The 12,311-nt window shown below is 62.2% G+C and carries 13 protein-coding genes; 7 read left to right on the top strand and 6 right to left on the bottom strand.

Annotated elements, in window-relative coordinates; translation table 11 throughout:
- From RHM62_RS16210 to RHM62_RS16190, 5 genes are all read right to left on the bottom strand, one after another.
- Positions 1 to 717, bottom strand: coding sequence for an ABC transporter ATP-binding protein (locus RHM62_RS16210; protein WP_322123088.1), 717 nt, complete (start codon positions 715 to 717; stop codon positions 1 to 3).
- Positions 714 to 1,484, bottom strand: a complete 771-nt coding sequence (locus tag RHM62_RS16205; RefSeq protein WP_322123087.1) for an ABC transporter ATP-binding protein — start codon at positions 1,482 to 1,484, stop codon at positions 714 to 716. The genes RHM62_RS16210 and RHM62_RS16205 overlap by 4 nt, the downstream gene beginning before the upstream one ends.
- Complete coding sequence (locus tag RHM62_RS16200) at positions 1,481 to 2,644, bottom strand: branched-chain amino acid ABC transporter permease (protein WP_322123086.1); 1,164 nt, start codon at positions 2,642 to 2,644, stop codon at positions 1,481 to 1,483. Before RHM62_RS16200 ends, RHM62_RS16205 begins: the two co-directional genes overlap by 4 nt.
- Positions 2,644 to 3,573, bottom strand: coding sequence for a branched-chain amino acid ABC transporter permease (locus RHM62_RS16195; RefSeq protein ID WP_322123085.1), 930 nt, complete (start codon positions 3,571 to 3,573; stop codon positions 2,644 to 2,646). The genes RHM62_RS16200 and RHM62_RS16195 overlap by 1 nt, the downstream gene beginning before the upstream one ends.
- Positions 3,574 to 3,774: 201 nt before the next feature.
- Positions 3,775 to 4,944, bottom strand: a complete 1,170-nt coding sequence (locus tag RHM62_RS16190; protein WP_322123084.1) for a branched-chain amino acid ABC transporter substrate-binding protein — start codon at positions 4,942 to 4,944, stop codon at positions 3,775 to 3,777.
- A 113-nt stretch (positions 4,945 to 5,057) separates the two neighbouring features.
- On the opposite strand from RHM62_RS16190, the gene RHM62_RS16185 reads away from it, so the two are divergent.
- The 7 genes from RHM62_RS16185 to rbsD all read left to right on the top strand — a co-directional run bounded on the left by RHM62_RS16185 (position 5,058) and on the right by rbsD (position 11,192).
- Positions 5,058 to 5,198, top strand: coding sequence for a hypothetical protein (locus RHM62_RS16185; protein ID WP_322123083.1), 141 nt, complete (start codon positions 5,058 to 5,060; stop codon positions 5,196 to 5,198).
- 120 nt (positions 5,199 to 5,318) lie between these two features.
- Positions 5,319 to 6,275 (top strand): sugar ABC transporter substrate-binding protein, encoded by a 957-nt coding sequence (locus tag RHM62_RS16180; RefSeq protein WP_322123082.1) that lies wholly within the window; start codon positions 5,319 to 5,321, stop codon positions 6,273 to 6,275.
- Positions 6,276 to 6,320: 45 nt separating this feature from the next.
- Positions 6,321 to 7,871: a sugar ABC transporter ATP-binding protein gene (locus tag RHM62_RS16175; protein WP_322123081.1), complete on the top strand. Its 1,551-nt coding sequence runs from the start codon at positions 6,321 to 6,323 to the stop codon at positions 7,869 to 7,871.
- A 22-nt stretch (positions 7,872 to 7,893) separates the two neighbouring features.
- The gene (locus tag RHM62_RS16170; protein ID WP_322123080.1) at positions 7,894 to 8,853 is read left to right on the top strand and encodes an ABC transporter permease; all 960 of its coding nucleotides are present in this window, start codon (positions 7,894 to 7,896) and stop codon (positions 8,851 to 8,853) included.
- Position 8,854: 1 nt separating this feature from the next.
- Positions 8,855 to 9,853, top strand: coding sequence for a LacI family DNA-binding transcriptional regulator (locus RHM62_RS16165; protein ID WP_322123079.1), 999 nt, complete (start codon positions 8,855 to 8,857; stop codon positions 9,851 to 9,853).
- Positions 9,854 to 9,882: 29 nt separating this feature from the next.
- On the top strand, positions 9,883 to 10,803 hold the full coding sequence (gene rbsK / locus RHM62_RS16160) for a ribokinase (protein ID WP_322123078.1): 921 nt from the start codon (positions 9,883 to 9,885) through the stop codon (positions 10,801 to 10,803).
- Positions 10,800 to 11,192: a D-ribose pyranase gene (gene rbsD, locus RHM62_RS16155; protein WP_322123077.1), complete on the top strand. Its 393-nt coding sequence runs from the start codon at positions 10,800 to 10,802 to the stop codon at positions 11,190 to 11,192. The genes rbsK and rbsD overlap by 4 nt, the downstream gene beginning before the upstream one ends.
- 6 nt (positions 11,193 to 11,198) lie before the next feature.
- Here rbsD and RHM62_RS16150 read toward each other — a convergent pair whose 3' ends face one another.
- On the bottom strand, positions 11,199 to 12,272 hold the full coding sequence (locus RHM62_RS16150) for a substrate-binding domain-containing protein (protein WP_322123076.1): 1,074 nt from the start codon (positions 12,270 to 12,272) through the stop codon (positions 11,199 to 11,201).
- Positions 12,273 to 12,311 lie beyond the last annotated feature (39 nt).

Raw genomic sequence — 12,311 nt, 5'->3', positions numbered from 1 at the left:
TTAACCGAAATACGCAGCACGTACTTCGTCATTGCCGGCCAGTGCCTCGGCCGTTCCCTGCGCCACCACGCGACCCTGCGACAGCACGTAACCGTGGTGCGCAATGGCCAGCGTCTGGCGCGCATTCTGTTCGACCAGCAGCACCGTGATGCCGAGCGCATTGATCTGCTTGATGACGTTGAAATTCTCTTTCACGAACAGCGGCGACAAGCCCAGCGATGGCTCGTCGATGATCAACAGCGTCGGTTCGGCCATCAGCCCGCGACCGATAGAGACCATCGCCTGTTCGCCGCCGGACATCGTGCCGGCCAGTTGCGCAGCGCGTTCTTTGAGGCGCGGGAAGATGTCGTAGACCCGCGCCAGCCGCGCGCGCACCTTGGCCGCATCGGTCTCAAGGAAGGCGCCCAGCGCCAGATTCTCGGCCACGCTCATGCGCGGAAATACCTTGCGTCCTTCGGGAATGCAGGCGATGCCGCTGGCGATAATCTTGTGGGTTTTTTCACCGGCCAGGTTGCGACCCTGCCAGTGGATGTCACCCTGGCGCGGCGGCGTCAGGCCGAGGATGGCGCGGATCAGCGTGCTCTTGCCGGCACCGTTGGCACCGAGGATGCAAGTGATCTTGCCGGGCGCGACATCGATGCTGACATCGTGCAGCACATTGACTTTGTCGTAGCCGGTGGTGACTCCCCTGACAGTGAGTGCGGTGTGCGTAGTCATGCGGTTTCCTCCCCGAGGTAAGCGGTCTGGACCGCCGGATCGGCAGTGATCTCTGCGTAGCTGCCTTCGGCGATTTTCTGGCCGTAGTTGAGGACAAGGCAGCGGTCGGTGATGCGCTTGATGACATTCATCTGGTGCTCGATCAGGACCACCGACAGGCCCGGCAATTTGCTGCGTACCTGCAGAATGTCGTCCATCAGTGCATCGGTTTCATCGTGGGTCATGCCGGCCGAGGGTTCGTCGAGCAGCAGCAGGCGCGGCCGGCTGATCAGTGCGCGGCAGACTTCGATGCGACGCCGGTCTATCATTGAGAACGTCTCGACCGGCTCGAACAGTTGCGCCACCAGCGGCGGGCTGAAGATGTTGAGCAGCGCGGTGACTTTCTCGACATAGGCATCGTATTCGGCCCGGAAGGCCTTGCGCCGGAACAGGTTGAAGACCAGCCCGCGCTGCATGTGCTGGTAGTCGCCGATCACGATATTGTCGAATACGGTGAGCGGCAGCGACAGACGCGAGCGCTGGAAGGTGCGCGCCACGCCGCTACGATAGATCGATTGCGGCGACTGGCCGATGACTTCGGCGCCATCGAGCAGGATGCTGCCGCCGCTGGCCTTGTACAGGCCGGTCAGGACATTGAAGAAGGTGGTCTTGCCGGAGCCGTTCGGTCCGAGCAGGCCGAGGACTTCACCTTCGTTGATGTGCAGGTTCAGGTGGTCGAGCGCGGTCAGGCCACCGAAGCGCATCGTCAGGCCGGTCACGGTGATCATGCTTTTTCTCCGCGTTGAAAGAACAGGCGCGTCTTGCGCGGTAACAGGCCATCGGGCCGGAACAGCAGGATCGCGATCACCAGCACGCCATAAAACAGGTAGCGGTATTCCTGGATGAACTGCAGTTTTTCGGGCAGCACCAGCACGATGATGGCGGCCGGGATCAGGCCGAGCGGATTGCCCAGCCCGCCCAGGATCACAATCGACAGCATCAGCAGCGAATCGGCAAAGGTGAAGTTGTTCGGCGCGACAAACCCCATCAGCATCGCGTAGACGCTACCGGCGATACCGGCAAAGAAATTGCCCATCATGAAGGCCACGACTTTCCAGCGCGCGATGTGCAGGCCGAAGGTGGCGGCGGCGGTTTCGTCGGTGCGCACGACATCCATGCTCAGGCCTATCCATGAGCGCTCCAGCGCTTTGACGATGACAAACACGCCGGCTGCCATCGCCAGACTCAGCAGCGCATAGCTGACATAAAACGAGAAGTCGATGCCGAACAGGCTGAAGCCGTCATTGAAGGCCAGCCCGAACAGCTTCATGCCCGGCACCTGCAAGCCTTGCGGCCCGCCGAGTACGTCGTTGACCTCGATGAAGGTTTTGAACAGGATGCCGAAGGCGATCGTTACCAGCGCCGCGTAATGGCCGCGCGTACGCAGCACCGGCAGGATCAGCAGCGAGCCGATCAGTGCTGCGATCAGGCCCGACAGCACGATGACCAGCAGGTGCGGTACGCCGGTGTGGGTCACCATGATCGCGGTGGTGTAACTGCCGATGCCGAAAAAAGCAGCACCGGCAAAGTTGGCCACACCCGAAAAACCGAACTGCAGTGTCAGGCCCAGGCACGCAGTGGTGTACAGCAGCACCGTGCAAATCATCAGCAGCGCGAAGTGTTCGTTATAGAACGCAGCGACCAGCGCAAGGATGCCGCCCAGCGCCCACAGCCGCGCCAGTCCGGGACGGCGGGCAGCGGATTGTTCGAGCTGTTGCGTGGCACCGCTGCGGCGCGACAGGATGGTCGCGACCACAGCGGTGATGAGCAGGATCGCCACGCCGAGCTGGGTTTCGGCGTGCAGGAACAGCCACATGTAGACGGTGATGACGAGGGTGGCGATGGCCAGCACGATGCCCGGTTTTTTGAAAATCGACAGTGTATTCATCAGACGCGCTCGCTGGATTTCTCGGCGATCAGGCCGGTGGGTTTCCAGGCCATCAGGATGATGACTACCGCGAAGGCGAAGACATCCTTGTAGGCGCTGGCGATATGGGGAAACAAGGCGGGCAGGGCGACGCTGCCGAACACCTGCAAGCCGGCGAACAGGAAGCCGCCAATGATCGCGCCGTAGATATTGCCGAGCCCGCCGAGGATGGCGGCAGCGAAGCCGATCACGCCGAGCAGCAGGCCGACATTGAAATTAATTTCGCTGTAGTACAGGCCGTTCATGACGCCGGCCAGAGCCGCGAGGCCGGAGCCGAGCGCAAAGGTCATCAGCACGACGGCTTCAAAATTGATGCCCATCAGGCGCGCGGTTTCGCCATCCTGCGCGACGGCGCGGATTGCCATGCCGAGGCGGGTGCGGGTGATCAGGAAGTGCACGCCGGCGATCGCGGCAAGGCCGCTCAAGAGCAGGATCACGCTGTCGGCGCGCAGGATGAAACTGCCGAATGCGAGCGTGTCGGTGGGCAGCAAGGCCGGAAAGGGTTTCGGATTCGAGCCGTCCGGATAGAACAGCCGCACCGCTTCGCGCAACACGGTGCCGAGCATCAGCGTGGCCAGCAGCGTGTTCAGTGGCGGTGCCTTATGCAGCGGCAAAATCAGGAAGCGCGCAATGGCGGCACCGAGCAATCCGGTGACGCAGACGGCGCTGATTACCACTGCGGCGAGTTGCACCCATGGTGAGGTGATGCCGAGCGAGACGACCCACAGCGAAGTGGCGAGGCCGGCGAAGGCGCCTACCATCAGCGTATCGCCGTGCGAAAACTTGATGACATCCAGCACGCCGAAAAACAGCGTGAAGCCAACGGCGACCATGGCGTAGATCACGCCTAGCATCAGTCCGTTGAAAATGTATTGGCCCAGCATGCTCATGGTTTTCCTTTTGTTGATGTGCCGGCCCGCTTTTGCCAGAGTCGTAGGGTGCAATGCCCTGCGGTTATTGCACCCTACGTTCTGCGTGTAATTGGTCATGACGGAGCATGTACGGTTTAATCAACCGCAGGCGGTGCATTCGGTGCAATACCCTTCGGTTATTGCACCCTACGTTTTGACACAGGGGGCCACTGGCTAAACCTACAACCCCGGCAATTTCCGCGTCCCCTTGCCATAAGCACTGTCTTCCCAAATCATCCACTTCCCATCCTCGACCACATACTTGGTCACCAGCGGCACGATGTTCTGGCGGTGGTCGTCGAAGGTGACTTTGCCGATGATGGTGTCGACGTCCTTGGTGGCGTTGAGCACGGCACGCACTTTCTTGCGGTCCGGACCGACCTTTTCGATCGCGTCGATGATCAGGTTGGCAGCGGCGTAGGCAAACGGGCCGTAGGCTTCCGGTGGCTCGCCATATTTTTGTTGCTGGTACTTGGCCGCGAAGATCAGGCCGCCCGGCAGTTTTTCCCATGGCGCGCCTTCGAGGAAGGCGACCGATCCTTCGGCCAGGTCCTTGCTCAGGCCCTGGATGTAAGCGTCGGACTTGATGCCGGAGGTGCCTTCGAATTCGGCCTTGATGCCGAGCTTGTCCATCTGCGTGCGGATGCGCACACCCAGCGGCGTGAGGCCGCCGAAATAGACGACGTCGGGCTTCAGTTCACGGATCTTGGTCAGCTCGCTGCTGAAATCCTGCTGGTCGGCAGTCACGCCGAAGGTCGCGAGGATGGTGCCGCCATCTTTTTTCAGACTCTCGGAAAAGTACTTGTTATGGCCTTTGCCGTAGTCGGTCGTGTCGTGGATGATCGCGAATTTCTTGTAGCCCAGGCCGGTCATGAACTTGGCCGCGACTTCGCTCTGGTTGACCATCGTGCCGTTGATCCGGTGCACGTCCTTGTAGTTGTTGGCGTAGGTGATGTCCGGCAGCACCGCACCCCAGACCACCACCGGCAGGCCGAAGCGGTTATAGACGCCGACAGTACCCATCGCCACTGCCGAGCAGTAGTGCGTGACGCCCGCAATGATCGCGTTGTCGGCAGCCACCTTGGTGGCGACCTGCACGCCGACGTTCGGTTTGCACTCGTCATCCTGGACCACCAGCTGATAGGTGTATTTTGATTTCGGATCAGCATTGCGCAGCTGGACGGCCAGGTCGGCGGAATTGCGCCCGCCCAGTCCGATCGACGAGACGCCACCGGTCAGCGGACCGATGAAGGCGATCTTGACGACATCCTTGGCTAGCGCCGGAGCGGCCAGCAGGGCCAGGCCGACGGCCAGGGCTGATGTGGATATTGCGGAAGGTAAATGGCGCACGGTGTTTTCCCTTGTTGGTCAGTCATCCGAAATGGTTGCTATCAGGAAGCTTGCCTAAAATACGTGTGGTTTGCATTAAATTCAAGCGACTTGAATAGTGCAATGCAATAGACATGCCATCAAAAAACCCGAAAAAAGGCCGGTTTTTCCGCGCGATGACGGATGCCGTGGTGCATCGTGGCTTGCCGTGGTGCAGCGCATCAGTAGCCATTGCCGGTGTCGGTGCAGTCGCCGGTGCGGCGCCGCGACGGTGATAGTGTCGACAATTGATCGGTATGAGCGCTGGTTCCCGGTGTAGTATCCGCAGGCGCAAACGTTTGCGCGACCCTGCAAGCATTCCCAGAAATGCGCACACACCACCTTGGAGATCCCCTATGCATACCCGTTTTCGTTTCCGTCTGATCGCCGCTGCCGCCGCACTGTGCCTGTTGCCTGTCACGTCTGTGATGGCACAGGATGCCAAGCCGAAAGTCGCGCTGGTGATGAAGTCGCTGGCCAACGAATTTTTTCTGACGATGGAAAACGGTGCCAAGGCACACCAGAAAGCCCACGCCGCCGAGTACGTGCTGATCACCAACGGCATCAAGGACGAAACCGATACGCTCAGCCAGATCAAGCTGGTCGAGCAGATGATTGTGTCGCGCGTCAATGTACTGGTGATTGCGCCGGCCGATTCGAAGGCGCTGGTACCGGTGCTCAAGAAAGCCGTCGATGCCGGCATCCTGGTCGTCAATATCGATAACAAGCTCGACGATGCCGCGCTCAAGGAAAAAGGTTTCACGGTGCCGTTCGTCGGACCGGACAACCGCAAGGGTGCGAAGCTGGCCGGCGATTTCCTGGCGCAGCAACTCAAGAAAGGCGACCAGGTCGGCATCATCGAAGGCGTCTCGACGACCTATAACGCGCAGCAGCGCACGCTGGGTTTCAAGGATGCGATGACGGCGGCCGGTGCGACGGTCATCGGCGTGCAATCCGGTGAATGGGAAATCGCGCCGGGCAACAAGGTCGCCTCGGCGATGCTGACCGCGAACCCGAACATCACGGCGCTGTTATGCGGCAATGACAACATGGCCATCGGTGCGATCTCGGCGATCAAGGCCGCCGGCAAGACCGGCAAGGTGCGCGTGATCGGCTACGACAACATCAATGCGATCCAGCCGATGCTAGCCGATGGCCGCGTGCTGGCGACCGTCGATCAGTTCGGTTCGCAGCAAGCCGTGTTCGGCATCGAGACCGTGCTCAAGGCACTGGCCGCGAAAAAGACCCAGGCGGCATTCGGCGGCACCGTCGAAACCAAGGTGCTGCTGGTGACCAAGCCGGCCAAGTCCTGACGGTAGCCATGTCACGGTGGTCTTTCTTATTTTTCGGGAGCGTGCATGGATACTGACTTGAACGCGAATGTGGACCCGCTGCTGACGCTGTCGGGCATCGGCAAAACCTATGTCCAGACGGTGTTGCAGGAGATCTCGCTGTCCTTGCATGGCGGCCAGGTGCTGGCCCTGACCGGCGAAAACGGTGCCGGTAAAAGTACCGTCTCGAAGATCATCTGCGGCCTCGAACCGGCCAGCGCCGGCAGCATGCTGCTAGATGGCCGGCCGTATCAGCCGGTGTCGCGTTCGGATGCCGAGGCACACGGTATGCGCATGGTGCTGCAGGAATTGAACCTGATCCCGACGCTGTCGGTGGCCGAGAACCTGTATCTGCGCCAGTTGCCCGGCCGCTTCGGCTGGATCAACCGGCGTCAGCTCGAACAGGATGCGCGGGTGCAGATGGCGCGGGTCGGACTGACCGATATCGATCCGTGGACACTGGTCGGCGAACTCGGCATCGGCCACCAGCAAATGATCGAGATCGCCCGCAACCTGATCGGCGACTGCCGGCTGCTGATCCTCGATGAACCGACTGCGATGCTGACCCATCGCGAAGTCGAACTGTTATTCATCCAGATCGCCCGCCTGAAAGCCGAAGGCGTGGCGCTGGTCTATATTTCGCACCGGCTGGAAGAACTCAAGCGGGTGGCGGATCGCATCGTCGTACTGCGCGACGGCAAGCTGGTCTGTGACGATGCAATCGCCGGCCACAGCAGCGCCGACCTGGTTAAGCTGATGGTCGGGCGCGCGGCAGATGCCGATATCGATCTCGGCGGTCGCACGCCGGGCGCGCCGGTATTGCGGGTGCGCGAACTCGGACGACAAGGCGTGGTCGCACCAAGCTCATTTACGGTGCATCGCGGCGAGATCGTCGGCATCGCCGGCCTGATCGGTTCCGGCCGGACCGAATTATTGCGTCTGATTTTCGGTGCCGACCGGGCCGATCAGGGCGAGGTCTTTGTCGGTGATGCCACCGTCGCTGCACGCATCGGCTCGCCGAAAGACGCCGTTGCAGCAGGCATCGCGATGGTCACTGAAGACCGCAAGGGGCAGGGTTTGCTGCTGCAGCAATCGATCGCGCTCAACACCACGCTGGCCAGTTTGCCGGCAGTCAGCCGCGCCGGCTGGCTCGATGCCGGTGCCGAAGCGCTCGTCGCGACCGACTACATGCAACGCCTCGGCATCAAGGCGCGCGATGCGGCCCAGCCGGTGGCCGAACTGTCCGGCGGCAATCAGCAGAAGGTCGTGATGGCACGCTGGTTTTATCGCGACTGTCCGGTGATGCTGTTCGATGAACCTACCCGTGGCATCGATATCGGTGCCAAGTTCGACATCTACCAACTGCTGGTCGGGCTGGCGCGCGAGGGCAAGGGACTGGCGATTGTCTCGAGCGACCTGCGCGAGCTGATGCTGGTGTGCGACCGCATCCTGGTGATGAGCGCCGGCCGCGTGGTCGAGACCTTCGAGCGCGCGACCTGGAGCCAGGATGCGCTGCTGGCTGCGGCGTTCAGCGGCTACCTGAACACCTCTACCACACCTGCCACTGCGGCGAATTGACCCTACGAATTCCGGAGATTCCATGCCCCAAACTTCCCTCCAGCGCACCTTCGCCGGCCTGAAAAACTATGCCGGACTGCTCGGTACGCTGGTCGCCCTGTGCGTTTTATTCTCGTTCCTGAGCGATTATTTTTTTACGCTCAATACCCTGCGCACGCTGGCCAATGACGTGCCGACCTTGCTGGTGATGGCGGTCGGCATGACCTTCGTGCTGATCATAGGCGGCATCGATCTGTCGGTCGGATCGGTGATGGCGCTGGCGGCTTCGATCATGTCGCTGGCGATGGTGCACTGGGGCTGGCCGGTGTATGCCGCCGGCCTGCTGGGGATGCTGGCCGCTGCGTCGCTGGGCATGGTCACCGGCCTGATCTCGGTGGGCTGGCGGGTGCCGTCGTTCATCGTCTCGCTGGGCATGCTGGAGATCGCGCGCGGCATGGCCTACGAGGTCACCAATTCGCGCACCGAATACATAGGCGGCATCGTCGCCGGTATCAGCGCACCGGTGTTCATGGGCATGTCGCCGGCCTTCATGGCAGCGATCCTGATCGTCATCGCCGGCCAGCTGGTGCTGACCCGCACCGTGCTCGGGCGCGTGTGGATCGGCATCGGCACCAACGAAGAAGCGGTGCGGCTGTCGGGCATCGATCCGCGACCGTCCAAGGTGCTGGTGTTTGCGCTGATGGGATTGCTGGCCGGCGTCGGTGCGCTATTCCAGATTTCGCGGCTGGAAGCGGCCGATCCGAATGGCGGTGTCGGCCTGGAGCTGCAAGTGATCGCTGCTGTCGTCATTGGCGGCACCAGCCTGATGGGCGGGCGTGGCTCGGTCATCAGCACCTTCATCGGCGTGCTGATCATCGTCGTGCTGGAAGCGGGATTGGCACAGATCGGCGTGAGCGAACCGCTCAAGCGCATCGTTACCGGATTGGTGATCGTCACGGCGGTGGTACTCGACACTTATCGCCGGCACGGTCAGCGGGTCTGACATGGCGACTATCAAGCAAGTTGCGCAGGTAGCCGGCGTGTCGTTCACGACGGTGTCGCACGTGATCAACGATACGCGCCCGGTGAGTGCCGATGCGCGCGTGCGCGTGCTCGCGGCGATCGCCCAATTGCACTACGTGCCAAGTGCGCTGGCGCGCTCGCTCAAGAGCCAGCGCACCGGCACCATCGGCCTGATCATCCCGAACAATACCAATCCGTATTTTTCGGAAGTCGCACGCGGCATCGAGGACCATTGCTACCGCGCCGGTTACAGCGTCATCCTGTGCAATTTCGGCGATGACGCGGCGCGCCAGCGCAACTACCTCAATGTCTTGCTGGGCAAGCGCTGCGATGGCCTGATCATGGCGGCGCTGGCACCGGCTGATGGCGAACTGCTGCACACCAAAAAAATTCCGGTCGTGCTGCTGGACCGCGCGCCGCGCGGGCAATCGTTCGATGTGGTGGATGTCGATAACGTCGCCGGTGGCGTGCTGGCTGCGCAGCATTTACTGGCGCAGGGCCGGCGTCGTATTGCCTGCATAGGCGGGCCGCAAGAGATCACGCTGTCGCGCCTGCGCATTGATGGCGTGCGCGTGACGCTGGCCGACGCCGGATTGTCACTGGCACCGGCACTGTGTCGCCATGCCGACTTCACCAGCATGGGCGGCTACCAGCAGGCGCGGGCCTTGCTCGCCTTGCCGGCGGCGCAGCGCCCCGATGCGATTTTTTGCTGCAATGATTTGATGGCCATCGGCGTGTTGCGGGCTGCGGCCGAGGCCGGCATCGCGGTGCCGCAGGCACTGGCCGTGGTCGGCTTCGATGATATCGATCTGGCGCAGTTCGTTCATCCGGCACTGACCAGCGTGGCGCAGAACACCCGCGCGCTGGGCCAGTTGACCGCGCAATGCCTGTTGGCGCGAATCGCCAATCCCGACCTGCCGCTGCAGCAGCACACGATGACGCCGGTGCTGCATGAGCGCGCGTCGAGTCTGCTGGCTTGATGTCCCTTTTATCCTCAACGGAACCCCTCATGATCGTCGTCATCGGTAGTATCAACATGGACCTGGTACTGCGCGTGCCGCGCATTCCGGCCGCCGGAGAAACCCTGAGTGGCAGTGCCTTCCACACCATCCCCGGCGGCAAGGGCGCGAACCAGGCGGTTGCCTGCGCCCGCCTTGGCACCGGTAGCCTGCCGGCGGTAGCCATGATCGGCTGCCTCGGCGACGATGGTTTTGGCGCACTTCTGCGCGCGGCGCTGGTGGCCGAAGGCATCGATGTCAGCCGGGTCAGCACGATGCCGGGCATCGCCTCCGGCGTCGCCACCATCATGGTCGACGCGGCCGGCCAGAACAGCATCGTCATCGCCGGCGGGGCCAACGACTTGCTATCGCCGGTGCATATCGATGCAGCACACGATCTGATCGCGCAAGCCAGCGTCGTCGTGCTGCAACTCGAAAGTCCGCTGGCTACGGTCGAGTACGCAATCAGACTCGCGCACCAGTTGGGCAAGATCGTTGTCCTCAATCCCGCGCCGGCGCCGGCCACGCCATTGCCGGCAGCGCTGCTGGCGCAGGTCGATTACCTGATCCCGAATGAAATCGAAGCGGCGATGCTGGCCGGTTGTGCGCCCGACGATATTGCGGGCGCGAGTGCCGCGTTGCACGCGCAAGGCTGTCGCAACGTCCTCGTCACGCTGGGCGCGAAGGGTGTCCATGCCGCGCTGGTCGAAGGCACGCTGGTGTTTGCCGCGCATCCGGTGGTGGCCGTCGACAGTACCGCTGCGGGTGACACCTTCATCGGCGGCTTTGTCGCGGCGCTGGCGGCCGGCGCGCCGGTGGTCGAGGCGATTGCGCTGGGCCAGCGCGCCGCCGCCTGGAGCGTCATGCGGCATGGCGCGCAAACCTCGATTCCGCATCGCCATGCCTTGACTGACACCGGAAAGCCATCATGAAAAAAACGCTCTTGCTCAATATCGCGCTGTCGCAATTGATCGCGTCGCTGGGGCATGGCGACGCGATTGTCATCAGCGATGTCGGTTTTCCGGTACCGCCCGGCGTACCGCTGATCGACCTTGCGCTGACGCGCGGCATCCCGGGCCTGCTCGACACGCTGCAGGCGATACTGACTGAAATGCAGGTCGAGCAGCATGTGCTGGCCAGCGAACTGGCATTGCACAGTCCGGACATGGCCAGCGCCATCGCCGCGCTGGAATTGCCCGGCCGGCTGACGATGAGCCATGCCGACTTCAAGCAGCACACGCGCAGCGCCCGCGCGATCGTGCGGACCGGCGAGTGCACGCCGTTTGCCAATATCGTGCTCGTTGCCGGGGTGGCGTTCTGACCGGATTTAATGCTGGCCGAAGGCCTCGTCGAGTGACAGCACCTTGCCGGTATCGCCTGCCTCGTAGCCTGCCAGCGCATTGACGCTGGCGCGATAGGCCTCCGAGCGGATCACGCTCAGCACCTGCCGTATCAGCGGCAAATCCATCGCCGCTTTTTCGATCGCAAAAAAATACCGTTCGCGCACCAGCGGGATGAAGGTCAGGCCGAAGCGCTCGGCCGCTGTCTGCACGCCGAAGCCGACGTCGGCCATGCCGCTGGCGATGTAGGCGGCCACCGCCGAATGGGTAAATTCGCTGTTCTGGAAACCATTGATCGCGCTGGTCGGGATGCCACTATCGGCCAGCATCAGTTCGAGTAGCGCCCGCGTGCCGGAACCGGCCTGACGGTTCACGAAGCGCAGGTCGTGACGCTGCAGATCGTCCAGGCCCGTGATGTGCAAAGGGTTGTCCGGATTGACGAACAAGCCCTGGCGGCGTACTGCCAGATGGATCAGGCAATGCTCTTTGTCTTTCAGGATATGCAGGTAGCGTGCTGCGGCGCGGTGTTCAAACGGACCCAGCGGGACATGGAATCCGGCCAGATGGCATTCGCGGCGGGCCAGCGCGGTGACGGCGTCGGTGCTGTTGCGGTAGCGCAGTTCGACGGGCAATTCAATGGCGTGCAATTGATTGAGCAATGCGGCCACGGCAAACCCGTGGCTGGCATCAAGGCGCACTGCGCCGGTCGTGTTGTTGGCCAGTTTGCCGAGTTCACTTTCGAGTTCCGATGCCAGACTTTCCAGCGTGGGCGACAGCCTCGCTGCAATGCGCCGGTCGGCCCACAGCAGTTTTTGCGCCAGCGGCGACAGCACCGTGCCGCGTCCGCGCTGGGTATGCATCAGCGCCTGCCCGAACACGACTTCGGCATCCTTGAGCAAACCCCACGCATGGCGATACGACACCTGGACACTTTTGGCGGCTTGCGCAATTGAACCACCTTGCTCGATGGCGCGTAGCAGCGCGAGCAGGGCGGTCGTGTCGAGCGAGTTTTTTGCACCCTGCACGATTTCCCAGTGCGGATGGATGGTGACTTTGAACATGCGGTAAATTCCGTCCTATTGATCTATCAATTATTCAGT

It is taken from the genome of Actimicrobium sp. CCC2.4, from assembly GCF_034347385.1.
In the GTDB taxonomy this organism is placed as follows: Bacteria; Pseudomonadota; Gammaproteobacteria; order Burkholderiales; family Burkholderiaceae_D; genus Actimicrobium.
This window is presented reverse-complemented; position numbering and strand designations above follow the sequence as displayed.